The sequence below is a fragment of the Bradyrhizobium sp. A5 genome, assembly GCF_042076515.1.
Taxonomy (GTDB): Bacteria; Pseudomonadota; Alphaproteobacteria; order Rhizobiales; family Xanthobacteraceae; genus Bradyrhizobium; species Bradyrhizobium cosmicum.
The window spans coordinates 4400730-4427003 of the sequence record NZ_CP148990.1; the positions used below are offsets into that span (position 1 = coordinate 4400730).

20 protein-coding genes are annotated in these 26274 nt (G+C 59.2%); 12 read left to right on the forward strand and 8 right to left on the reverse strand.

Features of this window, described 5'->3' with window-relative positions; genetic code table 11:
• Positions 1–13: 13 nt before the first annotated feature.
• The 7 genes from tssC to WHZ77_RS21260 all read left to right on the forward strand — a co-directional run bounded on the left by tssC (position 14) and on the right by WHZ77_RS21260 (position 10115).
• A complete protein-coding gene (gene tssC, locus WHZ77_RS21230; RefSeq protein ID WP_375309718.1) occupies positions 14–1516 on the forward strand; it encodes a type VI secretion system contractile sheath large subunit in 1503 nt (500 codons plus the stop codon).
• A 50-nt stretch (positions 1517–1566) separates the two neighbouring features.
• A complete protein-coding gene (locus tag WHZ77_RS21235) occupies positions 1567–2052 on the forward strand; it encodes a type VI secretion system tube protein Hcp (protein ID WP_011086373.1) in 486 nt (161 codons plus the stop codon).
• Between the two features lie 188 nt (positions 2053–2240).
• Positions 2241–2789 (forward strand): type VI secretion system baseplate subunit TssE, encoded by a 549-nt coding sequence (tssE, locus tag WHZ77_RS21240; protein ID WP_375309719.1) that lies wholly within the window; start codon positions 2241–2243, stop codon positions 2787–2789.
• A 1-nt stretch (position 2790) separates the two neighbouring features.
• Positions 2791–4758 (forward strand): type VI secretion system baseplate subunit TssF, encoded by a 1968-nt coding sequence (gene tssF / locus WHZ77_RS21245; protein ID WP_375309720.1) that lies wholly within the window; start codon positions 2791–2793, stop codon positions 4756–4758.
• On the forward strand, positions 4722–5786 hold the full coding sequence (tssG, locus tag WHZ77_RS21250) for a type VI secretion system baseplate subunit TssG (RefSeq protein WP_375309721.1): 1065 nt from the start codon (positions 4722–4724) through the stop codon (positions 5784–5786). The genes tssF and tssG overlap by 37 nt, the downstream gene beginning before the upstream one ends.
• Positions 5787–5883: 97 nt before the next feature.
• Positions 5884–8523 carry a type VI secretion system ATPase TssH gene (gene tssH, locus WHZ77_RS21255; RefSeq protein ID WP_375309722.1) on the forward strand — a complete coding sequence of 880 codons (2640 nt, stop codon included), beginning with the start codon at positions 5884–5886 and terminating at the stop codon, positions 8521–8523.
• A gap of 5 nt (positions 8524–8528) precedes the next feature.
• The gene (locus WHZ77_RS21260) at positions 8529–10115 is read left to right on the forward strand and encodes a methyltransferase regulatory domain-containing protein (protein ID WP_375309723.1); all 1587 of its coding nucleotides are present in this window, start codon (positions 8529–8531) and stop codon (positions 10113–10115) included.
• Positions 10116–10202: 87 nt separating this feature from the next.
• On the opposite strand, the gene WHZ77_RS21265 is transcribed toward WHZ77_RS21260, so the two are convergent.
• A complete protein-coding gene (locus WHZ77_RS21265) occupies positions 10203–10811 on the reverse strand; it encodes a hypothetical protein (RefSeq protein ID WP_375309724.1) in 609 nt (202 codons plus the stop codon).
• A gap of 14 nt (positions 10812–10825) precedes the next feature.
• Here WHZ77_RS21265 and WHZ77_RS21270 point away from each other — a divergent pair, with 14 nt between their 5' ends.
• The gene (locus tag WHZ77_RS21270; protein WP_375309725.1) at positions 10826–11911 is read left to right on the forward strand and encodes a hypothetical protein; all 1086 of its coding nucleotides are present in this window, start codon (positions 10826–10828) and stop codon (positions 11909–11911) included.
• 786 nt (positions 11912–12697) lie between these two features.
• Positions 12698–13123, forward strand: coding sequence for a hypothetical protein (locus WHZ77_RS21275; protein ID WP_375309726.1), 426 nt, complete (start codon positions 12698–12700; stop codon positions 13121–13123).
• A 125-nt stretch (positions 13124–13248) separates the two neighbouring features.
• Here the strand turns inward: WHZ77_RS21275 and WHZ77_RS21280 are convergent, their stop codons facing one another.
• On the reverse strand, positions 13249–14151 hold the full coding sequence (locus WHZ77_RS21280) for a hypothetical protein (RefSeq protein WP_375309727.1): 903 nt from the start codon (positions 14149–14151) through the stop codon (positions 13249–13251).
• Positions 14152–14772: 621 nt separating this feature from the next.
• On the opposite strand from WHZ77_RS21280, the gene WHZ77_RS21285 reads away from it, so the two are divergent.
• Entirely contained in the window at positions 14773–15708 is a 936-nt protein-coding gene (locus WHZ77_RS21285) for a hypothetical protein (RefSeq protein WP_375309728.1), read from the forward strand.
• Positions 15709–16786: 1078 nt separating this feature from the next.
• Here the strand turns inward: WHZ77_RS21285 and WHZ77_RS21290 are convergent.
• The 5 genes from WHZ77_RS21290 to WHZ77_RS21310 form a co-directional block, all read right to left on the reverse strand.
• Positions 16787–18571: an ATP-binding protein gene (locus WHZ77_RS21290; protein ID WP_375314780.1), complete on the reverse strand. Its 1785-nt coding sequence runs from the start codon at positions 18569–18571 to the stop codon at positions 16787–16789.
• 194 nt (positions 18572–18765) lie between these two features.
• Complete coding sequence (locus WHZ77_RS21295; protein ID WP_375309729.1) at positions 18766–19119, reverse strand: response regulator transcription factor; 354 nt, start codon at positions 19117–19119, stop codon at positions 18766–18768.
• A gap of 198 nt (positions 19120–19317) precedes the next feature.
• Positions 19318–19674 carry an HdeA/HdeB family chaperone gene (locus WHZ77_RS21300; protein WP_375309730.1) on the reverse strand — a complete coding sequence of 119 codons (357 nt, stop codon included), beginning with the start codon at positions 19672–19674 and terminating at the stop codon, positions 19318–19320.
• 65 nt (positions 19675–19739) lie between these two features.
• The gene (locus WHZ77_RS21305) at positions 19740–21170 is read right to left on the reverse strand and encodes a DUF1254 domain-containing protein (protein WP_375309731.1); all 1431 of its coding nucleotides are present in this window, start codon (positions 21168–21170) and stop codon (positions 19740–19742) included.
• 100 nt (positions 21171–21270) lie between these two features.
• Entirely contained in the window at positions 21271–21954 is a 684-nt protein-coding gene (locus WHZ77_RS21310; RefSeq protein WP_375309732.1) for a hypothetical protein, read from the reverse strand.
• Between the two features lie 80 nt (positions 21955–22034).
• Between WHZ77_RS21310 and WHZ77_RS21315 the strand changes: the two genes are divergently transcribed.
• Positions 22035–22445 carry a hypothetical protein gene (locus tag WHZ77_RS21315; protein ID WP_375309733.1) on the forward strand — a complete coding sequence of 137 codons (411 nt, stop codon included), beginning with the start codon at positions 22035–22037 and terminating at the stop codon, positions 22443–22445.
• A gap of 522 nt (positions 22446–22967) precedes the next feature.
• Here the strand turns inward: WHZ77_RS21315 and WHZ77_RS21320 are convergent.
• On the reverse strand, positions 22968–24407 hold the full coding sequence (locus WHZ77_RS21320; RefSeq protein WP_375309734.1) for a DUF1254 domain-containing protein: 1440 nt from the start codon (positions 24405–24407) through the stop codon (positions 22968–22970).
• A 593-nt stretch (positions 24408–25000) separates the two neighbouring features.
• Here WHZ77_RS21320 and WHZ77_RS21325 point away from each other — a divergent pair.
• Positions 25001–26110, forward strand: a complete 1110-nt coding sequence (locus WHZ77_RS21325) for an HlyD family secretion protein (RefSeq protein WP_375309735.1) — start codon at positions 25001–25003, stop codon at positions 26108–26110.
• Positions 26111–26274 lie beyond the last annotated feature (164 nt).

Consider the following 26274-nt stretch of genomic DNA (forward strand, 5'->3'; position numbering starts at 1 on the left):
AGGAATGGGGACCATGGCAAAAGAAGCTGTTCACAAAGAGAGCACCACCCAGGTCAAGACTGTTGAAGCTGACGAGTTTGCCACTCTGCTGAAGCAAAGCTTCAAACCGCGCACTGAACGTGCGGCGACCGAAGTCGAAAACGCGGTATCCACGCTCGTTCAAGAGGCCTTGAAGGACACGAGCGTCATCAAGTCGGACGTCCTCGACACCATCGAGGAGATGATCGCGCGGATCGACCAGAAGCTGACCGCGCAAATGAACGAGATTCTTCACACACCTGAGTTCCAGGCAATCGAAAGTGCTTGGCGCGGCCTCCATTACCTCGTCTTCAATTCCGAGACCGACGCTAACCTGAAGATCCGGGTGATGAACGTCTCCAAGAACGAGCTGTATCGGAATCTGCGGCTTTACCCCGATGCGCGCTGGGACCAGAGTCCCCTGTTCAAGCAGATCTACGAGTATGAATTCGGCCAGTTGGGCGGCGAGCCGTTCGGCTGCCTGATCGGCGACTACTATTTCAGCCACCTCCCAACCGACGTGCAGTTGCTCCGCGATCTCAGCAAGATCGCTGGCGCCGCGCACGCCCCCTTCTTCAGCGGCGCCGAGCCGACGCTGATGGGAATGGACTCTTGGACCGAGCTGTCCAACCCTCGCGACATCGGCAAGGTGTTCGATACGCCGGAATATGCCGCATGGAAGGGACTGCGCGATCAGGACGACTCGCGCTATCTCGGCCTGTGCATGCCGCGCGCGCTCGGCCGCCTCCCCTACGGTGCAAAATCGGAGCCCGTGGAAGAGTTCGCCTTCGAAGAGGAGACAGACGGACACACCGGCGACAAATACGGCTGGATCAACGCCGCCTACGCAATGGCAGTCAACATCAACCGCGCCTTCAAGGAGTTTGGATGGTGCACGCGCATCCGCGGTGTGCAGTCCGGTGGCGAGGTCATCAACCTGCCGACGCACACATTCCCGACCGATGACGGCGGCGTCGACCTGAAATGCCCGACCGAGATCGCCATAAGTGATCGCCGCGAGCACGAACTTGCAAAGGCGGGCCTCATCCCGCTGATCCATCGCAAGAACACCGACAAGGCTGCCTTCATCGGCGCCCAGTCACTCTACAAGCCAAAGAAGTACTTCGGAGAAAAGGGCGTGGATGCCACCGCGTCCGACAACCTGTCGTCCCGACTGCCCTACATGTTCGCAGTGTCTCGCTTTGCGCATTATCTGAAGTGCATGGTTCGCGACAAGATCGGATCCATGAAGGAGAAGGATGAGCTGACGATCTGGCTGCAAACCTGGATCAACGAATACGTTGATGCCAACCCAGCCCTCTCGTCAGAAGCTCAGAAAGCGCGCAAGCCACTGGCCGCTGCGAAGGTTGAAGTCATCGCAAACGAGGAGAATCCGGGATATTACAACGCGCGCTTCTTTCTTCGTCCACACTTTCAGTTGGAGGCGATGGACGTCGGCCTCAGCCTGGTTTCACGCCTACCCGGCCCCGGTTCCTGACGCCGCAACATCGCAACCGTAACCATGCAGAAATTTGAGAGGACTACGCTATGGCTGTCGACATCTTCTTGAAACTCGATCCGATCAAGGGCGAGTCGCTGGACGACAAGCACAAGGACGAAATCGATATTTTGAGCTGGTCTTTCGGCGAGAGCCAGTCAGGCACTTTCCACAGCGGGTCAGGTGGCGGCGCCGGCAAGGTGAGCGTCCAGGATCTCCACTTTACGCACTTCGTCGACAAGGCCACGCCGGAGCTTTTCAAGGTCTGCGCGAACGGCAAGCACATTGATACGGCGATCCTTACGGTCCGTAAAGCGGGTGAAAATCCGCTGGAGTATCTCAAGATCGAGATGAAGCACATCCTGGTCACCAGTGTATCGACGGGCGGATCGCACGGTGAAGATCGCCTCACCGAAAACGTGAGTCTGAACTTCGCGAAGGTCAAGATGACCTACAAGACCCAGACGGAAAAAGGCGGCGCTGGAGCTGCGCCGGTGTTTGGTTGGGACGTTCCCGCCAACAAGGAATGGGCCTGATCGTCGACCCCTCACCTGGCGCCGGTAGCGATTAGCGCGAACCGGCGCCAGGCGACGCAATTGCGGTCGCACGTCTCGGCGGACCCGATCGTGGGTCCGACCGCCTGTCGAGGCGACATTATCTTGGAGACCAGCTGATGCGCCGCGGAATAGAATAGCGAGTCGGGCGGCCATCTTGGGGACCGTAAATGACCATTGCTCCAAAGAAGGATCGGCTCTCTCCTCCATTGATGCTGGCCTTTCGCTCAGCTCATGAAGCACGCGATGCGCGCAAGAAGCTTAATCTGCGCGATGGGTTCGGTGAGCGCGTCATTGCCGGGCGGCGCAGCGCAGGCCGCTTTCCGATCTCGGAAACGTTGCTGCGGCGGGAGGTCTCGCACGACCTTGAAACGCTCCTCAATACCATTGCTCTGGAATCGACCTTGGATCTGAGCGGGCGGGATAGCGTTCGAACCTCGATCCTGAATTACGGCTTCCCCGATATCGCCCACCGTTCGATCGACGAGGTCACGGACGACGAACTCACCGACGCCCTGCGCGAGACTCTGACGACGTACGAGCCAAGACTAGATCGCAAGACGATCCGAGTCCGCCGCGACGGCTCCGTCGGTCCCGAGCAGCTCAAATTGCGCTTCATCGTTCACGCCGACCTCAAGGCCGAGCCGCTCAACGTTCCTGTGGAATTTATCGCCGACGTCGACCTCGACAGCGGCGATATCCAAATCAATCGACTTTAGCATGAATCGCGAATTCCTCGATTTCTACAATCGTGAACTGTCATTGCTGTACGAGCAGGCGGGAGATTTTGCCGAAGAATATCCAGGCATCGCAGAGCGCCTCGGCGGCTTGATCCGGGACCGCTCGGACCCGATGATCACGGGACTGTTGGAAGGCGCCGCGTTTCTTGCCGCCCGCGTTCAGCTCAAGCTCAAGCACGAATTCCCGGAATTCACTGCAAACCTGCTTGAGCAGCTGGTACCAAACTATCTTGCGCCCACACCGTCGGCGATGCTCGTCACGGCACGGCCACCCTACGCCGACCCGGCGCTGCGCGACGGCAAAAAGATCGCGCGCGGCGCCTATTTAGACGCGACCTACCGTGAGAGAGAGCGAAGTCTTTCGTGCCGGTTTCGACTTTGCCGCGATATCTTTCTCTGGCCGTTTGATGTCACCGGCGCCGAGTATTTCTCGACGGCGGGCGCTCTGCAAGCGCTTGGGATCCCGGTCGGCGGCGACGTCATCGCGGGGCTGAGGCTATCGTTGACCCATCGTAGTGCGACCCGACTCGACGAGGAGTTGGCGGACGCAGACGCTCGGACCAAGCCGGAAACCTGGTTCGCAGGCTGCCGCGTGAGCGAACTTCCGATCTACCTCTCGGGCGCGGAATCCGACGCCATCGCGCTCTACGAGCAACTGATCTCGAATTGCAAGGGAGTCTACTTCCGGCATCTCGACGACTTCGGCGATCCGGTAGTGACTCGAGCGCCCCATGATTGCGTGCAGCAAATTGGCTTCGACGAAAACGAGTCTCTGTTTCCCAACGACAATCGGATCTTTCGCGGCTCGGAGCTGCTGCGAGAATATTTCATGTTTCCACGCAAGTTCCTCGGTATAAACCTGACGGGACTACGCAGCGTAATGTCGCGGCTGCGCAGCAAATCGATCGATATTGTCTTCGCTTTCGACGAACACAATTCGCGGCTGGCCGCCTCGGTGCGCCCCGAGACCTTCAGGCTCTATACTGCGCCAGCCATCAATCTGTTCGAGAAGACGAGCGATCGCATTCCTGTCAAGTCGAATACTTACGAGTACCATGTGGTGCCAGATCGCAGCCACTATCTGGAATACGAACCGCACCAGGTGCTCGAAGTCTACGCGCATCTTCCGGCAGAGAAGGATAAGCGGCCCGTGCGCCCGCTATATTCGGCCACCGTCGACCGGAACAGCGGATCGGTCGACGGACTTTATTTTACCGTCCGCCGCTTACCTCGACGCCGCACAGTGGAAGAGAAGACATACGGTTCTTCCTCCGACTACACCGGGACGGACATGTTCCTGTCACTGCTCGAGCCCGGTGAATTGAGCGGCCAAGGCTCCGTTGCCGAACTGAGCGTTCGAGCTCTGTGCTCTAATCGCCATCTCACCGAGCACTTGCCGGTTGGCCAGGGCGGCGCCGATTTTCGCCTGCTGGACGACACTTCCCTTGATCTGACGTGCGTCGCCGGTCCCACGCCGCCACGCGAGCCGGTGGTGGCTCAACTGCGCAGCCGCAGCGAAATCGCCTACAGTGGGGTTGTCAGCTGGCGGCTGATCAACATGCTCAGCCTCAACTATCTTGGCCTCGTCGAGCGCGGCGGCGGCAAGAACGCCGGAGCGCTGCGCGAGATGCTGTCCTTGTTCGCCGACCAGTTCGACGACGCCACGGAGCGCAAGATTCGCGGCGTACGCAGCATAGAAAGCCGTCCCGTCGTGCGGAGGGTGCGCGAGCGCACCGGAAGCGGTGCGGCACGGGGCCTGGAGATTACCGTCACGCTCGACGAGAAAGCATTTGAGGGCAGCGGCGTGTTTCTGCTCGGTGCGGTGCTGGAGCGCTTTTTCGCCGACTATTCCGGCTTCAACACCTTTTCCCAAACGGTCATCTCGACGCCGGAGCGCGGCGAGATCATGCGATGGCCACCGCGCATGGGCACGCGGAGGCCGCTATGACGCTGATCGACCAGATGAAGGCCGAGCCCTGGCGTTTCGATTTCTTCCATACGTTACGCCAGATCGAGCGGGCCAACCCGGATCGACCGCGAATCGGTGACAGTGCCGCTCGTCGCGACGAATATGTCGACCTCGGCCAGGTGCCCTATCTGGAGTTCCCCGCCTCGAACCTCGCGGCGGTCGAGGACCATGCTGGCCGGCTCAGGATACTCGTCAAATTTCTCGGGCTTCTGGGGCCGCAGGGCGCGCTGCCAATCGCCACCACCGATGAAAGCCTCGGTTGGTGGCTGATGCGTGATGACGCCTTCCCGCGCTTTCTCGATCTCCTCAACGGACGCTTCCTCCAACTCTTTTTTCGTGCCTGGGCCGATGCGCGCCCGATCGCGCAGCATGACCGCCCTGCCGAGGATCGCTTCATCGCCTATGTCGGCTCCTTCGCCGGCTTAGGCTCTGCTGTTTTCGCCGATCGCGATACGGTACCGGACATGGCGAAGCTCAGCTTCGCTGGACTGGTCGCGCCGAGGGCAAAGTGTGCATCACGGTTGACTCGGTTCCTGCAAGGACTGTTCGACGTCAAAGTCGAGATCGACGAATTCGTCGGCACCTGGCTCTCATTCGACCCAAGTCACTGCAGCCGGCTCGGCGGAACGCATGCGAAGCTCGGTCAGGACGCCCTTCTCGGCTCGCGTGTGTTCAGCGTCGAGGACAAGATCAGAGTTCGAGTGTTTGTCAAAACTTTTGTCCAGTACGAGCAGTTCCTGCCGACGGAAACGCCCAACCTGTCGGAACCATTGGCCGACGCTGTCTTCTTCTATGTTGGCGACGAATTGGAATGGGAGGTAGAGCTCGCCATTCCTGCGGGAGAGGTCGTACCGGTCAGGCTCGGACAGAGTGGACGACTTGGATGGACCACCTGGGTCTCGCCGAACTGGACTTCAACGGAAGAATATCGCCGAGACGCCCGCTTTCAGCTCGGCGAGCGATTGAGGGCCCGTCGGAGCGCGGCAGCCGATGCCGCGGCGATTTGAACCTATCCGTGGCGTCGATTGCCTAAAGCTATGGGATTCGATGAAATCTCCGCTTGATGCCAGGCATCCGCGGAGGGATTAAGCAGGAGGAGCCGCCGTGACCGACATCAGCATTGAAGCTGTAACGGGCAAGCTGAACCGGGCCGGCTATGATGCCTTCATACAGGCCCTGCGCCACGCGAAGAGCGCCGGCAATCGCAACGTCGAGCTAGCGCACTGGCTGTTTCATATCCTGCAGCAGGAACGCAACGATCTCAGCCTCTCGGTCGATCATTACAAGCTCGACCGGGCACGCTTGTTGTCGGACCTTGCCGGCGTGATCAATGGCTTTCGTAAGAACGAAACCGACATGCCGGGCGTCGCCAATTCGGTCATCGATCTGCTCGATCGGGGCTGGCATTATGCCACGCTCTTCTTTGGCGAGACCCAGATCCGCACAGGCCATCTGCTCGTGGCGGGCCTAAAATCGAACGATATTCGTCGCACGCTGAACAATCTCTCGCAAGAATTTGCCAAGGTCAACGTCGATGCACTCGCCGCGGAGCGCCGCGCCGTCTGGGCCGGCTCCGACGAGGAGACCATGCGGCCGATGGACGGTTCGGGCCTGATCGGCGCCGGCACGGAAGGCGCGGCCCAAGCGAGTCCCAAGGGGACGACGCCGCTCGACCGGTTCTCTCAAGATCTCACCGCCAAGGCCAAATCGGGTGAGATGGACCCGATCCTTGGCCGGGACGAAGAAATCCGCCAACTGATCGACGTGTTGATGCGTCGGCGGCAGAACAATCCAATCCTTACCGGCGAGGCTGGCGTCGGCAAGACCGCAGTTGTCGAGGGATTCGCCCAGCGAATTGCCGCCGGCGACGTGCCGCCACCTCTCCGCGGCGTAAGGCTTTGTGCGCTAGACATCGGCCTGATGCAGGCCGGTGCCTCTATGAAGGGTGAGTTTGAGCAGCGCTTACGCTCGGTGATCGACGAGGTCCAGAGCTCACCCACCCCCATCATCCTGTTCATCGATGAAGCCCACACACTGATCGGCGCCGGCGGCGCGGCCGGCACCGGTGATGCGGCCAATCTCCTGAAACCTCCTCTCGCCCGTGGCACCCTGCGCACGATCGCCGCCACCACATGGGCAGAATATCGCCAGTATATCGAGAAAGATCCCGCGCTCACACGACGCTTCCAGCCGATCCAGATCGATGAACCGGACGTGGAGACCTGCTGCATCATGCTGCGCGGACTTCTCGGGCCGATGGAAAAGCACCACGGCGTTCGCATCTCCGATGCCGCGATCGTCGCAGCGGTTAACCTGTCCCATCGCTACATTCCTTCGCGGCAGTTGCCGGACAAGGCGGTCAGCCTGCTTGACACCGCCTCGGCACGCGTGGCCATCAGCCAGAGCACGACGCCGGCCCTGATTGAGGATGCACGCGTTGCGATTACCGCTCGAGAAGCTGAGAGATCAACACTCGTCAGCGACAGCGATCTTGGGATTGAGGACAGCGACCGCATCGCGGCGATCGACAACGACATTGCGGCACTGAAGGACAAGCTCACAAATCTCGAATCCGATTGGGCTACAGAGCAGGAGCTCGTCAAGGACATCCGGAGCATTCGAGAGATTCTGTCCCAGCCCAAAGAAGGCGAAGATCCGACTGTCAGGCGCGCGGAACTGCGCGGCAAGTTCGATACGCTTGAGAGCATCAATCCGGAAAAGCGGATGGTCTATGCCCATGTAGACCAGCAATCGGTGGCGTCCGTTGTCTCTGATTGGACCGGCATCCCGGTCGGCCGGATGATGCGCGACGAGATCGAAACCGTGCTGAAGCTACCGGAGATCCTCAACCGCCGCGTCGTCGGCCAGTCTCATGGGCTGACGATGATCGCCAAGCGAATTGAGACCAGCCGCGCCAAGCTTGACAACCCGTCGAAACCGATCGGCGTGTTCATGTTGGCTGGTCCATCCGGAGTGGGCAAGACCGAAACCGCCCTGGCGCTTGCCGAGACCCTTTACGGTGGCGAGCAGAACATGATCACGATTAACATGTCGGAGTTCCAGGAAGCGCACACCGTCTCGACCTTGAAGGGAGCACCTCCCGGTTATGTCGGCTATGGCGAAGGTGGACGCCTCACGGAGGCTGTCCGGCGCAAGCCCTATAGCGTTATCCTGCTCGACGAGGTGGAGAAAGCTCATCCCGACGTCCACGAGATCTTCTTCCAGGTGTTCGACAAGGGAACCATGGAGGACGGCAACGGGCGGCGGATCGACTTCAAGAACACCTTGATCATCCTGACCACCAACGTCGGCACCGATCTGATCATGGGCTTCTCGCGCGATCCACGGTATCGCAGCGAGCCGGAAGAGCTCGCAAAGTTGCTGAGGCCGGAATTGCTGAAGGTGTTTCCCGCAGCCCTGCTCGGACGCATCGTCTCGATACCGTACTTCCCGCTATCCGACGAGATGCTCGCCGGGATCGTGCGGTTGCAGCTCGACCGGATCGGACGACGCCTCCGTGACAATCATAACGCGTCCTTCGGCTACGATGACGCGGTCGTGGAGCACATTGTGTCGCGTTGCAACGACCCGGATTCCGGCGGGCGAATGATTGACAACATCATCACGAACACCCTGCTCCCGGAGCTGTCGCGCGAATTCCTCAGCAAGTCGCTTGCCAAGGAAGAAGTCAAGCAAGCGCGGGTCTCGATCGAGAACGACAAGTTCGCATATTCGTGGAATTGAGGACGATGGACACTCAAACCGAGCATCGCCACGCGAGCACCGGCCCCACGCCATACGACGAGGTCTACTACCCCGGCCACGTCTACGGGCTCACTCATCCGAACCATCTTGCTACCATTGCTGCCGTTTACGGCATGCAGCCAGTGCCAGTCGAGCGTTGCCGGGTGCTGGAGCTTGGCTGCGGCGTTGGCGGCAACCTGTTGCCGATGGCCTTTCAATATCCAAACAGCGAATTCGTCGGTGTCGACCTGAGCCGCGTGACGATCAAGCGCGGCCAGCAAAATATCGCCACATTGGGCCTCAGCAATATCAAGCTCCTCCATTGCGACATCATGAATGTCGACGCAAGCTTCGGGCAATTCGACTACATCATAGCGCACGGCGTGTATTCCTGGGTGCCGCCGGCAGTGCGCGAGAAGATTATGATGATCTTCAAGCAGAACCTGGCTCCGCGCGGGGTCTGCTACGTCAGCTATAATGCGCACCCGTTCTCGCATCTTCGCGACATGGTCCGCGACATGATGCGGTATCACACCCGCCGCCTCACCGACATGAAGGAGAAGGTAGGACAGGCCCGCGCGATCCTGAAGTTCCTGAGCGACGGCTCGAAGGCCGACTCGGTGCACGGCGCGGTTATGCGCGACCAGTACAACCGCGTCCTTAAGTCCCCCGACGAGCTTTTATTTCACGACGATCTCGATGATGGCGCCGAGGCCTTCCTGCTGCATGAGGTCGCCGAAGACGCAAGCCGCCACGGCCTGCAATATCTGGGCGACGCTGATTTCTCACGACGCTATCTTGCCGGCTATTCCGGGGAGGTTCGCGCAACGCTGCAGCGCTTCCCGGAAAGCGAGTTCATGGCGCGCGATCAATATCAGGACTTCATCGACGGCAACGGCTTTCGGCGCACTTTGCTCTGCCACGACAGCATTTCGCTATCCCGCCAGATTGACCTCGATTTCGTTACCCGGTTCCATTTGCTGAGCACGACCAACCCGGTCCACTCCGACGCTTGCGTGACCGACGATTCCGCGATGGAATTCGAGAACCAGGACGGCAGCAGGGTCACGGTAACCAATCCGCTCTTGAAGGCCGCGCATCTATGTCTCGGCCGGGCGTGGCCGCGAGCATTGTCATTTGACGAACTGCTCGATGGCGCCCGCGCGCTGCTGGGCGGCCGGCAGGCAGATGATGACCAAAAGGTGCTGACTGAGGCGATGTTCATCCTGGCTTGCGGCGGCGAGGTTTCGTTCCTGCTGTCGCGTCCCTTTTTGTTGAAGGAAGCTACCGAGCATCCGCAGGCGAGCCTGCTCGCGCGAAGACAAGCGCAAACAGGTCCGCTCGTCACCAACCTTCTCCATCAAACAGTGCAGTTGGAGGACGACCGGACCAGGGATTTCCTGCAATTGCTCGACGGTGCGCGGTCCATCGACCAGATCACGGCCGAAATGACCGAGAAATTCGGCCCGACCATCCAGATAGACCAGAAGGATAGAGCCGGGCAGACTGCCGAGCCGTTGCTGCTGTCAACACGAGAAAGCGTTCGGCGTTCGCTTGCGGTGGTCGGCAAGCTGGGGTTGCTGGTCGCCTGACGCGCTCAAGTGCATGGGCTCCGTTGGCGATGAATGGCAGGAATTGGAAGCTCCCGCCATTCTTGAAACGGATGCGGTCCCGGCACTCTAGCCGTCGTGGGTATATTGCTGGCCGAGGAGCCATCCCGTGAGAATACCGCCGGGGCCGCTGGTATAGACCGGATCAAAGCCAACACCTGCGCGCAGCATCTTCCATTCATGCTCGCCGACCCAGGGAATCCCGGGATCGCCCTTCTGATACTGGGACAGCAGCGTTCGGGCGACCTCTGCGGCATTGGCGTAGATCGGCCCGTTGGCCCAGCGAGGGCGGGGCAGGCCTGTCATGCGGCAATAGAGCGCCGTGCAGACATAGGCAGACGCCTCTTCCGCATTGGCATCAAGGCCGGTACGCAACAGATCGTATGCCGCATGCAGGCTCTCGTGGACGATATAGGCCGCGTCCAGCCGCCCCGTCGCCGACACGACCTCCAGTGTATTGGCCGCGACCGCGGTGCCGTCGACTCGGGTTCGCGCGACATCGTTATATTGCGCGGCAACACCAGCTGCGAGATCGGTCGGAACCGCGACGGTGACCTGCCCCAACCGGATCGCCCGGGCAACGTGATGAAACGTTTGCGGCGCAATCGTCACGTGGCTGCCGCGGATCGGAAACCGGAAGCGCATGCGTGCGACGGCCGGGCCATTGAGTACGTCCAATACCCTGCTCCGCAGTGACATTTGATCGTCCTCGCTGTTCACACTACTCCACAGATGGTTGTCGCCGTTTCCGATCGGCAGGTTCAAACAGTCTCTGCACCGGCGCGACAGGACTTCGAATGATCTGGGCCGGGCGCAGCTTGATCGAACGAGCCGGCATTGAACCCGAACCCGTCCGGGCGGGACCAATCTGGCGCGAGGATTGCTTCGGAGGGCGCACCATGACGACGACCGATCCGACGACGACCGACACTTACCGGAAGATCGCGGCGCGACTGACCATGCTGCGACCGCAGATCGATTTGAAGAATTATTTCGCCGGCCCCAACCCGGATGTGCGCCTTTATGACGAGAAGCCCTACATCCGACACCAGCTCGAGAAGTATGGTGTCGCTGCCGCGACGACCACGCTCGACGGCGTCACCTTCCTGCCCAAAGACTGGGAAGAGCTGATCAAGAAGCTGCGCATTGCCAAGACGACGGACGGATTCGACGCATTCGCCGAAGGGCAAAGCCCGGAGAAGGGGTCGCATTGGGCTCTCGATCTGTCGATGGCGGCAACGATCGGCAAGGGGTTTCGGGAGATCTGGCGCCCAAAGCTGTCCGACAAGCCGCTCTCAACGCGGGATCTCCCGGGGCGGCACGGCTTTGGGCTCGGACGCGACCGCGGACAATGGAGCGATGCCTACAGCTCGCAATTCGGCAAAGACCCGCAGCCCCAGGACATCACCTCGCTGCATTTCGCAGTAGCACCTGATCGGGTGAACGTGCACATCGACGAAACAGGCTTCGTGTTCGAGAGCGTGGACGGTGCCCTTACGGTCGGGCCGAACTTCGTGCACCACGCCGGCAATGAGCTGTTCTGGAAGAGCAACTCACATGTTCCGCGTTGGGCGGCCGAACACATCGACTTAATCCTGCCGAACAGCGCGAACGACTTTTCGCGCGTGGGCATTTCGGTCGACATGTACCAGCGCAAGGACTTGCGCGTTACGGTCACCGGCTCCTGCGGAATTTTCGGCGGTTTCGAGTGCTCTGGAACCGTGAGCATCAGCGGCACGCATGATCTGCTCGGCTCGAAGTCAAAAGGCCGGCGCTAAAAAAGCGGATATTGCTCGTTCGACATTGCTCCGTGTCTACGCCCCCAAGCTACGAATAAGGCTCCTCGATTTGCCAGTGCCAGTTCGTGGCCGAATGAATGGAACCATCGAACCGCCTCGAGGTAGCGGCGACCAATAAATATTGGTGGCGAGAACGGGTAGTTCCGCAGGAATCAGCAGGGGGGGTCTTACATTGCCGAACCAGGAAAGGCCCTTGAAGCCTGTCGTCGAAAGCTATGTACCGCCAGCGGGACTCCGGCATGCGGCGACGGCAGGCGAGACCTGGATATCCCTCGCCAAGCGGATCGGCATCGACCCTTGGGACCTCATCGAGTTCAATTTTCCGGGCATCAAGCTCGTCAAACAGCGCGATTTCCAACAAGCCACACGGCAGGTGAACTGGTACCTGGCCGAGTATGTAGGCTGCCGCGCGATGTCGCCTGACCGCCAGAATTTTGCGTTTTCTTCCGGTACGACCGGCGGGAAAGGTGGATGGCGAGGGGGATTCATCTATCTGCCGCCAGGTACGCCGCCTCCCCCGCCGATTGCGCCCACTCCACCGGTTGCGTCCACCCCAGCGGCTCCGACCGCGCCGGAATGTGAAGGAAGCCGACCGGACTTCGCGCGCGTGCTGGACGTCAGCGAACGGGATTTCGCGCGCAACGTCTTTGGCCCGACGCTGCCGCCGTGGAGACAATTGCGATTACCAATGGCCTGGGAGCAGGCGGAAGACCGTGGACGAACGATGGACCGTTCTTTAGGGGAAGCAATCCCATGGTGCCGAGCATGCGGTATGCCATCAATCTTGGCAATGTCGCTTTCAGTAACCTGGCATCGCCTAGCCCCACCTTCGGCCTCTTGTGCGACAACTTCGGTCGCATTTGCGACCTCTTCGTGCACGAAATGACCCACGTGTGGCAGGCGTTCAACGATTCAAACTGGACGATGGCGCGCTCCTTCTGGGCGCAGACAGTCGGTGCCGGCTACGACTACACGCCCGGCGATAGCTGGGACTCATACAACGTCGAGCAACAGGCACACATCGTCGAAGATTGGCACAAGTACAAGATCAGTTCTCCGATGCTTGCCGAAGAACGTTATCCGTATGTCCGGCTCGTGATCCGCTCTGGACGCCTCACTTTTCCTCGCGGGCTGGATCTGGTGGCATTGAAAAAGGACCTTCAAGATCTGCGCGCAAGGCATCGGGACTAAAATCCGCTGCAAAGGAGTGGTCGGGAGTCCGCTTAGACGATGCACCAACACGCCGAGAATTCGACGCGGTGCGGTAGCGCATTCTTCCTCTCGAGACTATTTTTCCGACTTGTCCAGCATGCTGGTCAGCTTCGCAGCGCAAGCACACGGAGTAGAATTGCGCGGCCGCCATGCGACAGGCGATCGTGAAACAGTTCGGAGAGCCGGTCTCCACGCTTCCGCACCGAGAACCTCTTCCGGAGCTCATGGGCGCGAGACAGCGAGCAATAGAGAAAATCACGACGTAGCCGGCGCAGGCGGCTGCCATAGCCTCTAACATCGGTGCTCGAGTAGGCCTCCATCAGGGTGCGTATCAAATAGTCGTCGCTCGGATCAACATAAGTTTCGTGGGAAACGCTCGATGATCGCATGGACACGGGTTCATCGCCCGACAGAAACAAGTTCCTGCGGGTCAGCCCATCCGATACGCCGGTCGCTTCTTTGGCGAAATTTCCATAGTTCACAAAAGGCAGCGCAGCGAGTTGCCGGCGCAGATTTTCGAGCGTCGCCGACGGGATCCTCACGCCGTTGCCCGCGCTGGTGTCGAGCTTGTTGGCGCGCACTGTGGCGTAGAGGTCGCCCCAGAACTTGTCCCAGGGTGCGGTGCCGTTGCGGTTAGACGACGGATTCCTGCGAACGCTATAGGTCGTTTGAGTGAGATAGGCCGCCAGTTCGCCCATGTGGCGCGTAACAGTGCCGTCAGGATCATAGACGTCGATCATGGCGTGGACGCATTCGTGCAGGAGCAACGCCCGATCGCTATCATCTGCGGGAGGCGACTTCTTCTGCGTCAACAAAATATCCGTCGCCTGATCGTAGAAGGCGAGATCCTGAGTGCCGCCCTGCACCAATATATTGCCGGCACGAATGTGATCGCGAACTGTCGTCAAGTATTCGCCCTTGATATGGATCTTGTCGACGTAAAACTCGATGCCAAGCGCTACCGAGTCACTGAGTGTGTCCAGGACGTCGCCTTCGGTCAGTGGCATGACCTACCTCCCTTACGTGGTCGAGCAATCGTAGTCCGGCTAGGCTCCGGCAAACGAAACGGCAGGTCACTCCTAACTGGACTTCGGTCGGTGTAGTCGGGAAGATTTGCCGGGATCTCCTTCACGTGCGGCCCGCATCCAGCCGGGAGCGTATGACGCTCCCTAATGATAATCGGCAGTTGTGTTGCTCGCGTTTCCATGTGTCGCGAACGCCAAGCATGGTTCCGTCGAAGAGCAGGCGGCGCGCATCGCCAGTATACCCAATGAACCGCAACTCGTCATCGCTGGTCTTCACGATGCGCCCGCCGTGGCCCGCAATCGTTGGGTCTACGACGTCTTGGCAGACGGCTTTCTGCGTCGCTAGCACGCCGCGCCCGTCACCGCAGAAGGCGTGAATAGCTAGCGACATCCGCTGTCAGAGTAGCCTCCACTCGACGTACACCTCGCTCGCCCTCGCAGCCGCCAACGAAGTCCAGACCGCAAAATCGACGCCAGCACATTGCCCCGCACGGCTAATTTCCAGTATGCTGCTGGTTCAACCGGCGAGCAATGATTACGGATGGTTGTCCCCGGCGCGGTGGACCGGCGCGACACTATCGTGATTTAGGGTTTGGGAAAGCTATGGCAAGCTTCGCTCAGTTCTTGCAGAATTCTGGTGTGTACGCGGCGCAAAGCTTCATGATCGTTCCTCGGGGAGGCTTCAACTTGGTCTGCCTGCGCGACAGCAAGGACGTTCGCCTATCGTATGATCGCGATCGGTTACAGGTTGAAGATGTGCGCTTCGAGCAAGTCGAACGCATCGCTCAGGAATACATCAACACTCGATATGGAAAGCAAAAAAGCCAGGAGCGCGATGATCAATTGCTGCGCCTGCGTACAGCGCTGTATGGGACCGCGCGGCCGGATGGCAGTGCGCGCGGCCTCAAGGTCGTTGCCAAGGGTGTCGGTATTCCCGAACTCAAAGCCGCGCGCGGCAACACGGCCATCAAGTTGGAGGTCGCCAGTCTGCCGCGCAAAGACTTCACGATCGCGTTCAGATTCCTCAAGCACCTCGATCAGTCAGGCAAAGTGATCAACGCGACGAAATGGACGCCGGATGACGTGCCCTGGTTCCTCACCAGGCTGAACTGGGTGTTCGGGGCTCAGACGAATATCTTTTTCACGCTGGTCGATGCGAAATGGATTACGGTCCAGAAAGCCTTGGGACCAAAAATCTCGCGGGATGTTTTTCGAAAGGATGTCGTACCATTGAAGAGGCGCGGCGCCGATCTCACCTGCTTTCTCGTCGGCGACTATGATGCAATGGATACTGAGGCGGCTGGGGAGTATCTGCCTGATGAGCAGGTATTCGTGGTTGTTGACCAAGGCAATCTACCCGTGTTCGATCTTGGCGAAGCGTTCATTGGTGTAGTGGCGCACGAGATCGGTCACTTCTTGCACCACAAACGAGACATGCCCGGGAGTGGCCACCATAACCGAAGCGGTATTTTGCTTTCCAGTGGCATGGAAAGCTTGTCCCTGGACAAGCAACTCGTCGCCAACTTCAACGCATGGTGAGAGCACTCTTTCGCGGCATCCCGTTAGCACGTTGAGGCCGCGGTCAGCGCCGGCAGTTCGTTTGAATGCCGAACGCCTGTTTAAGAGCCTGCGCTGATAGGTTTTCCGGCCGGTGCCCGCGTGCCTTCGCGGGAGATCGCCGTGCAACCTGGGGCAAACGCTTTGCCTAAAACCATTTCACGAAGACGGACCACCTCCCCGCCGTCGAGAGGAAGAGGTTTATATTGGCGGTTGGGTCTGTGTTGCCCGAGGGTTTGGTGCGACGGCGTGGGTTCGGGCGAAGTGCGTCCGAGCGAGCAGGCCTCTTCTCAGCAGATATGCTGTTGGTTTCAGAGATTGAGACCGAACATCCGATCTGTGTTGAGGGCCAAACGCTCCAACTCGGTCCTAGCGCCCTTCGAGAGAACAGGAGTCAGTTGCTCCAGTAATACTCACAACGACTTACAGAGAGCGTTTGACGCTAGTTTAAAGAAATCCACGCTCGGCGAAGTTTCGCGAATTCGTTCGCGCGAGTAAGCAATTGGGAGAAATCGTCGGCTCATGCAGCCAGCTTGGCGACTGAGGTGTCGGTCGGAATCTGCGGTCCTCACGATTGCAGACACTTTCACCAAGGTGGCCGGCCGCTGGTCGCTCCGCGTGCCGTCTAAGATACCCAGTCGCACGTACAGATGAAGGCCAAGTCCCAGAATTCGTCCCTGATGCAGTCAGCGGCGACATCGAAGCGCACAGGCCGCTCCTGTGCCGTGGTAGTGAACATCCTGATCCTTGGATTTCTTCAACCGCCGGCTGACAACTGACCACCAAGATCCGTCGTACCCGGATCTCCAGGATCACTCGCGAAGCGATCGGCGTAAACGTCTCATCCCAACTCTTTCGGACGGCTGGCGCATCGACTGCCGCGACGTATGGAGGCAGCCACCCGCATCTTGCGAGCGCGCTTCCCAATTATCGCGGCACGATGGTTACGCAGGAATTCTACAATCGCGCGACCGGCTTAAGTGCAGCTGAAGAATACGCTCTCATTACCGCGTCCTATCGTCAGCCCTGACTGGCGGAGAAACACGACAGGTCCAGGGATCTAGGTTGTCGCCGACTTATCCAAAGGCAGTCTGAATGAAAACACCGCGCCCCGGCTGCGGTTCTCAGCCCAGAGTTCGCCGCCGTAGCTTTCAAGGATCGTTCGCGCGATTGGGAGTCCCAGCCCCGTCCCTTGCGGCTTCGTCGTGACGAATGCATTGAAGATGCTGGCCAGCTTGTCGTTGGGAATACCCGTTCCTGAGTCGGATATCTGGACTTCGATGCCGTCAGCGTCAGCCAGCGCCGTCCGGATCGAAAGATTGCGCGGGACCACCTCGTCCATCGCATCCACGCCATTCATCACGAGGTTCATGAGGACTTGCTGCAGATGAATCGGATCACACCGCACCCGTAACGGCTCGGGCGCGAGAATGGTACGCAGGTTCACCCCCCGCCTTGTAATTTCAGGAGACACAATTTTGACTACGTCCCGCACGGAATCGTTCAAATCGAACGTTCGCAGATCGGATTCCGTCCTATTGTTCAGCAAATTTCGCAACCCGCTGATGATGTCGCTGGCCCGTTGTTCGTCCCGGACGATGTCGGAAAGGATCTCGCCGAGCTGAGCAACGTCAGGTGGATTCGCCTTCAGCAGAACCTGCGCAGCTTCAGTATTGCTCAAAATCGCTCCGAGCGGCTGGTTGAGTTCATGCGCTATGGATGACGACAGAACGCTGGCGGTTGTAACGCGGTTCAAGTGGACCACTTCCCGACGACGGCTGTTAGCCTCGGCCTGAGCGACATGGCGCCGGCGCCGCTCGATCAGCAGCAATCCAATGATACCGGCCTGCAGCAGGATAGCAGCCGTAACAGCCGACACTTCCAGCCGATATTGCTCCCACACGCTCGGCACGCGAAACATTACCTGACTGCCTGGCGGCAATTGGCTTTCGCTGATGTTCCAGCGCTTCAGCTCTCTCCAGTCATACCTGGGCGATGCAGCTGGAATCGGAGGCGTCTTGATGCTGCCCGGCGACTCTCCGCCCAGAATGCGCACGGCCACTGAGGCGGTCTGTCGGCTAACGTCGGAAATGTTCGTCATCCGACCGCCCACGATCCCTCGGCCGAAGAACGCGTCCTGTTCCGAAAAGATAGGCGCATTGGCGACTGCGTGAATCCGGTCTATGGCTCGATTGCCTTCATGCACAACGCCGGCGGCGTCCACCAACATCTGCCCGTAGACGATGAAAGTCCGGGGTGGCAGGACAGCCACCTGCTCAAGGATCTGTTCCAGCGACAGTTCATTGGAATAAGTGATCTCGAGCCGGCTTTTCAGCGGTTGGAACAGCTTGCGCATCTCCTCCAGCCATAGCTTCTCGATCGGAGAACTTCCCATCACGACGAAGACCTTGGTCGTCTCCGGAGCCAACTTCAGGATCTGGTCGGGAGTGCTCACTATATCGACAGATACCGAAACCATCGCATCGGTCGCCGGCGCGTCCGACGACATCCGCTGCGCGAGAGCCGCGTACAAGGTTGGGATCGAAGGAAAAATCCGCTGACGATTCTGCTGAAAGAAGCGTGCCGCGGGGCCGCCGATCGTCATGATCAGGTCGAGCTTGCGCTCGGAAAACACCGCGTTCAAATAGTTGACAAATGCGTCTTCATTCCCGTCGGGGAAGCGGGCCGTCGACAGCGACACCTCGAAGATATCGATGGGATCTTTCGACTGAAGCTTCAACTCTTCGCGGATCTTTCTCGCGTAGTCATCCCACGGCGAAAAATCTCGGCCCACGGAATGAACAATCAGCACCCGCTTAGGCTGGGAGGACGCCGCACCGGTCATCGCCAGCAACAGAACGATCGAACTGAAAACTATTCGAGTTATCATGCGATAAAGCGGCCGTTTACGCGGGATGTCATTCTATGATGACCTGGAACCCACCCTACTCGACTTGCCCGGCGTCCGGGAGAGCAATTATGACAATCGGCCTCTGGCTACAATTCCGGGCCATTGCGAAAGGGATTGGATACCATTCCTCAAGGAATCCTGCCGATGGCATCGATTAGCAGCTTTGACAGAAACGGCTTCTTCAAATACGCAACGCAGCCCGCGTCGAATGCCTCCTGCCGGGTGACCTCATTATCGATGGCCGTCATTATAATGACCGGCAGTTCCCTACCTGACGCGATCAATTGCCGTTGCAGGTCGATACCTGAGATTCCGCCAAGGTGAATATCCAGGAGCAAACAATCCGCTTCGCACCCGGCATCGGCCTCCAAAAACGCCTCCGCCGATGCAAACGTCCGGACGCGGAAGCCGTGGGCCGACAAAAGGCGGTTTAGACCTTGCAGCAGACTGGGATTGTCGTCGACGACAGCTATGGTGCGCATGACGAAACGATCATTGGCTGTTTGCAGTTGTCCCCTCGGCAAGAAAAGCAGTCTCAGATCAGATACGAACCGCGATCAGATTGGCTCCAGCGCGCGGCTTGCAAATAGCAGTCCTGCAACGATGTCCTTTTGGCACTATGCAAAATCCGCCCTTGTGGCAAGGGCGCCCAGACTAGTGTAACGGCAAACCGCCGGATTTCATGGCTTCATTTCAATCCCCAGCCTCGCCCGCATGTCCTTGAACACGACGGCGATCGCCTCGATGATCAATTGACCAGGGTTCGCCTTGCAATAGACGATGACCTCGTGCTCTGCCTCTTTTGATTTGACGATATCCATATAGTGCTTGCGAGCGAGCCCGTTGTACCAGCCGCTATACCAGGCCGTCAGCCGGTCGGCATCGCCTTGCCAGGTCCCGGCGAGTTGAGCGCATGTCAGCGTCTGCACATTCAAGAATCCGTTGGCGTCGGCATAGGTGCTCAAATCAACCTGAGCGCGGGCGACCGGAATCGCCGTCGCAGACAATATCGTTGCGAAAATCAAGGCCCTGTACATCTTGCACCCCCATTCCATTCGTTGCGGATGAGACGCCGGCGCCGAAGCGCGACGCCACCGCTGGTTCAGGCGACTTTCTTCACCGGCGGAATCTTCCACGAGCCATTGATGATCGAAGGAGTTTTCTCCTGCGGCCAATACATACGCAGCATCAGGATGAAATCGCCCGCTGGCGCAGGTAGCCAGTTCGATTCCTTGTCCCTGCCGGGCGATTCGTTCTGGATGTAAAGATCGACCGAGCCATCCGGATTCGACTTCAGCTTCTCGCGCGCGCTGATCGAATAGCGGTTGAGCGGATTGTTGACGAAGAAATAGCCGGAATCATACATCGTCAGCGACCAGAATCCCTCCGCCGGGGGCAGCTGCCCCCTGGGAAATCGCATCACGTACTTGTTGGCACCGCTGTACTTGCGGCCTTCGGCATCCTTCTGCGAAGTCGGATAGACTGCATCCTGCGGCCTGTTGGCCCCAAGCCCGATCGCGGTGATGAGGGCGCGCATCAAATAGTCGGTCTCGTAGATGCCGGTCCTGGTCGTGAACGTCCAGCCGTTCTCGTCTGTGACTGCCTTGTTGACCTTGAACTGGAGCATGATCCGGTCGACGGCGATTTCGGGCACCCGCTTGACGAAATCCGCCTTGAGCCTGCTCGCATCGAAGTCCTGCCCCGGAACGATACCAAGCTTGGCGAATTTCGCGAGTTGGGGCGTATCCCCCGCCGACGGCGGGTTGTCCTTCATCAGCTTGCACAACAGCGTGAAGTACGCCACTGCATCCATCCGGTTGACCTGCTCGCGCACCGCGGTCTTCATATCGATCGATGGATCGACCGTCCCCGGCGGCGGCGCATAGGGCTTGCCATACGAGCTCAGCGGCACCAGCTTGAATTCATCCTGCAGCTTGTGCACCTCGGCGTAATCCTCCGGCGTGCCGGTGCAGTAGATGCGCCCGAGCAGCCATACGATAGCCGTGGGCGACTTGTATTCCTTGACCCCGGGCGGCAACGTGCCCTTCCAGCCCGGGCCGGTGATTGCGTAGGTCTGCGCGCCAGTACCTGTGGTGCGCTTGCCCGGCACCTGGAATACGGTGGTCCAGCCATCCAGCATGGGCAACAGGAAATAGCGACCCTTCATATCGGGAGTGCTGAGGACCCACGGCTCCTTGCCGACATCGAAAAACGACGTCGTGTAAAGCGTGTCGGCGTTCGGCGCAGTAACGTCTCGGAACGATGCATCGGGATATTGTCGCAGCTTGATGATCTGGCCCATCGGACCGCGCGTCCCGACCGGTGACGCGACGTTGGTGATGACGCGCCGCGTCATCTCCATCGTCACCAGTGGGTATCCGAAGATGTAGGCGTCGGTGGCCAGCATGAAGTCTTCGATGCCCTCCCCGATCCCGAGGAATGAGCCGAATTCGGCACGACTCAGGGAGCTCATCGAGGCGCTGGCGAGAAGGCTCAGTCCGCCCATCGCAAGGCTACGGCGGGTGATATTCATTGCTATCTCCATTTTACTGGCTGGCTCTCTGTGTGGAGTCGTCGACCGAAAACGAAAATCGATCGAAGGCGGGGAAACATGCGCTTCCCCGCCTCTCGCCTCAGTAGCAGGGCGGATACGGGTAATAGCCGCAGGCCGGACGGGGATAGGCGTAACCATACGGGTGGTAGTAGGCAGCCGCGCCATAGGCGGCGGCGCCGACGGCGCCGGCATACATCGCGCCCCGGAATGCCGTACGTCGAGCGACGCCAGCAAACGACATTGGCGTGAACGGTCGGCCGATGATGTCAATGAACAGCGCCGCCCCGCCGTCCGCACCGGCAATATCCCCTTCGAGGGTCTGAACGGTAAACGTCAGTTTGTCGCCCTCGAGCTTCGGGTTCTTCAGCACCACGACTGCGTCCTTCACCGCACCGTCCTTGCCGAATACCGACAAGGTCGCGTTCGGAGGATTCTTGGCAAAGCTGTCGTCACCCGATCCCCATTCCGCGATGACGTCGGCAGTGGGCTGATGGCCGGCAGATCGCACTGGGCGGTCCGCAAATATGATGGAGCTCGGGGCAATGCCCGTCAGCACCAGCGTCTCGCCCTGCAACGTCGCCGCACGGGAATTGAGCACGAACAGCGAGGGGACGATCTCGGGCTTGGCCGCGGCGGACGGCGCACCAATTGTTTTCAACGCAGACGGCGCCTGTGCGGTCTGGGCACTGGCTGTTGCCATGACACCGAGCATCGACGTCACGGCGAGCACGCCGGCCAGGTGAACGAATCTTGTACTCGTCATTTCTACTTCTCCTGTTGGGATTCGGGTTATCGCTGCGGTCATCTGCGGTTGGTCGCGCTATCCGGCACTATGGGTGCCCGATGAAGCACCGACTATGCAAAAACGAACCGACCGGAAAACATAAAGCGAGCCGTCTCGCTACTGGACGACGCATCGAAAGCAAGCACTCGCGTGCCGCGCGACATGCGAGCGTCTGCTTTGCTTGCAAGATGTTTTCTGCCGGCTTCAATGGCAAACGTTTCGAAGAGCCCGACAGGCATCGAAATCGACATCCAACGATGGATTCCGCACCACGCGAACGCAAGCTCACTTCCAGGCGAAAGTACCACGAAATCCCGAGGCTGGAGAATATGACCGTCAAAAGTCAGGCGATCAGCGATTTGTTCGTGCTGAAAAATGAAACTCAAAGCATCCAGGCTCGAGACGCCGTGCAAATCTTGGAGCCTCCCTCCACGCCAAATTGCCAGACGATCGAATCCAACTTGCAATGACCGACCAAGGCGCTTGACTGGGACCAATCAGCAGGAAGTTCACCGTCGCTCCAATAACCATGTCAGAATATTCATCAAAGCTAAGGCTGCGTAAGGGTATGTCGCTTGCAGCCCCCAACGGAAACGTCCTCCCATTCGGCTTCGTACAGACTGGCTTACGACTTCATCTTGATACCAGGAATCGCGCGCTCCCCGAACACGACAGCAATTGCTTCGATGACCGGCTTGCTGGGCTTGGCCTTGCAGCACTGAATGACTTCTCGCCCCGCTTGTTTCGCTCTCTTGACGTTACGACGATGCCTCCGTGCAAGACCTGCCGCAGCAGCCTTAGCGGGTGCCGAGCAACTCCGCGTCTTCCCGCCAGGCGCCCTGAGCGCAGGTCGACACCTGAGCGTTGAAGTATTCCTTGCGATCTGCGGAGGCGCCTGTGAGTCACGTTCGAACTCGCGCCGGCCAAAAGCGGCCCGCACGAGTCCGCGCGCTCAAGTCACTTCCCGGGCAGCATGATTGATCCAAGTGCCATCAAACCCGCTTGATACCGGGCGGCTGCCACGTCCCTTCGCCCGCCGGCAGGACCGACGGCGCTTCCGGCCTCGGCCAGTACAGACGCATGACGAGATAGATTTCTCCGTTCGGCGCCGGGAGCCAATTGGCCTCCTTGTCGGCGCCCGGCGATTTATTCTGGATGTAGAGCGTCAGCGAACCGTCCGCGTTCCGCTTCATGCCCGGCAGCATCGGCGAATTGATCAGATAGCGGTTGATCGGATTTTCGATCAGCAACTGTGTCTTGCCGTCGTACATCGTCACCGACCAGAACGCGTTCACCGGCGGCAATTGTCCAGCTGCGAAGGTAAGGGTGTAACTGTGCTTGGAACCATCGAGGACCTCACCATCGGCAACCGTCCTCGTCAGCGGATAGACGGCCTCAACCGCGTCGTTGCCATAGATGCCGCCCTTGGCGGCAGCCGCACGCTTCAACCAGTCGCCACTGAAGAATTGTCGGTCTCCGAACAGCGATCCGATTTTCCATCCGTTTACGTCTTTCTGTCCGCTGGCAAGATACTTTTCGACTTTCTCTTCGCCGTCCCGCATTCCCAGCCCGATTTCAATCTTGTGCGTCAGTGGAAGATCCTTGAAGTCGAAGGTCTTGCCGGCCCCGACGCCAATGCGGGCGAGCTTGGCGCGGATCTGCGTTTCCTCCGCCCCTGCCGGGGCGAACTGCAAGGCGAAGTCGAGGTACTCGAAGAAGTTCTTCTTCACCAACTCCGCATTGGCTTTGGGAAACTCGATGGCTGGTACGGCGGCCGGTGCGGGTTGCTTGAGATAGACCGATAGGGGCTGCACTCTGTAGCCCGCCTGGACCTTCTCAACATTCGGCATGTCTGCAGCATCGAAAAGTTGTGTGCGGTAGATAATGACCGAAAACTGCGTCGAGGACTGGAAGACCTTCTTGATACCGGGCGGGGTAGCGCCCTTCCAATCGGGACCGACCACCATATAGTCACCGGCCTCGCTGCCGGTCGCGCGGCTACCGACATATCCGTAATTGAACGTGTTGCCGTCACACAGCATCACAGAATAATAGCGCGTCTTCTCGACAACCGGCACCGAAAAGACGATCGGTTCGGCACGCAGATCGGTCCATACGAGCGAGTACGGTGTGTCGCTGTTGGGAGTTATGACGGCCGTGTCTTTGTATGTGAAGACCCTAGCCTCGTTATTGATCTGATTGAACGGCGCCTTGAATTGTCCCGAGTTCCTGTCGACTGAATATTCATACATGACCGCGTAATTCATTACGATCGGCAGCCCGTAGATGAAGCCTTCCTCGGCGATCGCCTTGGCCTCGCGGATGTCAGGCCATTCCGCTTTGGCCTGCGCGTTTGCCGGGACAGCTTTCGCTGCAGTGACAGTGATCGCAGCCAGCGCTGCGGAACGAAGCAGATCGCGTTTTGTAAACATCAGAACAATTCCCTTCGGTTCGCAGCTTGCGGTCAAGCGAGTTTGGGTAGCAGGTACATGTTTGACGCCCTGTGCGATGGCTGGCTATGCAAAAACGGGCAATCCTGATCCGCATGGATGTCCGCTCTTCGCACATATTTGTCGATCACGGCTGACTACACCCGCCGCCCGGCGCCAGCCCTAATAGCAGCGCATGTAAATGCGCCCGTAGGGATCGACGGCCTGCACGCAACGCCCGGGAACAACCCGCACAGGCGCCACTACGACCGGCGCCGCATAAGCAGCCCCCACCGCGACCGCGCCAACGGCAACCGCGTCGCATCGTCCGGCGGGCCACGCCGGCCGCGACGAGGCCAAACGCCGCGGCTCTGCGTATCGACGCCTGCGTCATAACGCTCTCCTTGTTGGTCACGATGATTCCGGCGAATGGTCTTGCTTGCCGGCCACCCTGGAGAGGTCACACTGCATCGACTATGCAAAAGCCAGCACGACGACCGTTTGGCACGACGATTTTCGCCGCGCCGATTTTGCATAGCGCGCATTGATCGATTCCCGGCTAATGGCCATCTCGTACCCGAACGTGAGGCTCCACCGTGGTTATTATCCTGTGTCTCTATATCGCTGCGATGTGGGCCGTCTTCTTCAGGTTCAGGCTCGTGCGCTGGGGCTGGCTGTCGGGAACGATTTCGATCCTGACCGGCGCCTCTATCCTCGCGACGTTCCTCGCGCTGTTCAACTACCTGACACCGTCGGGCAAGGTGACGGTCGCTGGCCGGGTGGTCGAGGTGACGCCGAATGTGACGGGTCAGGTGGTGGCGATTCCGGTAAAGCCGAACATCCCGGTGAAGTCAGGAGACATCCTGTTTCAGATTGATCCGGCACCATTTCAATACAAGGTCACGCAATTGCAGGCGTCGCTTGCTGCCGCGAAACAGCAAACCGAGATCCTGAAGTCGAACTACGACCAGGCAGCCGCAAATGTCGCCGGTCTGACCGCGCAAGTTTCGTACAACGCGAAACGCCTGGCCGACATTCAGAAGCTCGTGGCTGACGATGCCAACACACAATTCCAGGGACAGGATCGCCAGAATCAATACGAAACGTCACTGGCGCAGCTCAATGTGGCCAAAGCTGCTCAGCAGAGCGCCAAGCTCGCCCTGGATTCGGAAATCGGTGGGGTGAACACCTCCGTTGCCCAGATTCAGGCCCAACTCGAGAATGCAAATTGGGAGTTGTCGCAGACAAGCATTCGCGCGCCGGCCAACGGCTACGTCACATCTGTTGCACTCACCGTCGGCGATCGTGCCCTCCAGGCGCGCTCAACGATGTCGTTTATCGTCGAGAATGAAATTACAATTGTCGGAATGTTTTCACAAAACGGCTTCCAGACGATCAAGGCGGGCACGCCCGTCGATATTGTGCTCGAAAGCGCTCCGGGCCGAATCTACCGCGCGAAAATCATTGAAATTCCAAAGGGGATCGGCCAAGGACAAATTGCCACATCCGGTACACTGGCGCGGACCAATGCGATCGGTGGGGCGTCGGCCTTCCCGGCAGAGATATCCATTCCTGACGAGATGAACCGCGACTCGCTCCGGCTCGGGATGTCCGGAAACGCAACCGCCTTTGCTGCGAATGCGGGCGTCATCGGGCTGCTCGCTTCCATTCTCGTCTGGGTCAGTTCCTATACTGCCTACTTGTAGCCGATGCGGCCTGCTCGGTAGCGGGACCACGGAGAATACCAGGCATTATGGATGCCAAAATGACGCTCGGCGCAGATGCTGCTCGCGTAGGCTGGATAGTTTCAACTGTCGGCGTTATATTCCCAATCCAATAATCCGACGGCTGATACCGACTTCGCCAAAGC

Excerpts from the sequence above, each read along its gene's own strand:
- tssC (WP_375309718.1), top strand. The coding sequence starts at position 14 with ATGGCAAAAGAAGCTGTTCACAAAGAGAGCACCACCCAGGTCAAGACT.
- WHZ77_RS21235 (WP_011086373.1), top strand. The coding sequence starts at position 1,567 with ATGGCTGTCGACATCTTCTTGAAACTCGATCCGATCAAGGGCGAGTCG.
- tssE (WP_375309719.1), top strand. The coding sequence starts at position 2,241 with ATGACCATTGCTCCAAAGAAGGATCGGCTCTCTCCTCCATTGATGCTG.
- tssF (WP_375309720.1), top strand. The coding sequence starts at position 2,791 with ATGAATCGCGAATTCCTCGATTTCTACAATCGTGAACTGTCATTGCTG.
- tssG (WP_375309721.1), top strand. The coding sequence starts at position 4,722 with ATGGCCACCGCGCATGGGCACGCGGAGGCCGCTATGACGCTGATCGAC.
- WHZ77_RS21260 (WP_375309723.1), top strand. The coding sequence starts at position 8,529 with ATGGACACTCAAACCGAGCATCGCCACGCGAGCACCGGCCCCACGCCA.
- WHZ77_RS21275 (WP_375309726.1), top strand. The coding sequence starts at position 12,698 with ATGCGGTATGCCATCAATCTTGGCAATGTCGCTTTCAGTAACCTGGCA.
- WHZ77_RS21280 (WP_375309727.1), bottom strand. The coding sequence starts at position 14,151 with ATGCCACTGACCGAAGGCGACGTCCTGGACACACTCAGTGACTCGGTA.
- WHZ77_RS21285 (WP_375309728.1), top strand. The coding sequence starts at position 14,773 with ATGGCAAGCTTCGCTCAGTTCTTGCAGAATTCTGGTGTGTACGCGGCG.
- WHZ77_RS21290 (WP_375314780.1), bottom strand. The coding sequence starts at position 18,571 with ATGACCGGTGCGGCGTCCTCCCAGCCTAAGCGGGTGCTGATTGTTCAT.
- WHZ77_RS21295 (WP_375309729.1), bottom strand. The coding sequence starts at position 19,119 with ATGCGCACCATAGCTGTCGTCGACGACAATCCCAGTCTGCTGCAAGGT.
- WHZ77_RS21300 (WP_375309730.1), bottom strand. The coding sequence starts at position 19,674 with ATGTACAGGGCCTTGATTTTCGCAACGATATTGTCTGCGACGGCGATT.
- WHZ77_RS21305 (WP_375309731.1), bottom strand. The coding sequence starts at position 21,170 with ATGAATATCACCCGCCGTAGCCTTGCGATGGGCGGACTGAGCCTTCTC.
- WHZ77_RS21310 (WP_375309732.1), bottom strand. The coding sequence starts at position 21,954 with ATGACGAGTACAAGATTCGTTCACCTGGCCGGCGTGCTCGCCGTGACG.
- WHZ77_RS21315 (WP_375309733.1), top strand. The coding sequence starts at position 22,035 with ATGAAGCACCGACTATGCAAAAACGAACCGACCGGAAAACATAAAGCG.
- WHZ77_RS21320 (WP_375309734.1), bottom strand. The coding sequence starts at position 24,407 with ATGTTTACAAAACGCGATCTGCTTCGTTCCGCAGCGCTGGCTGCGATC.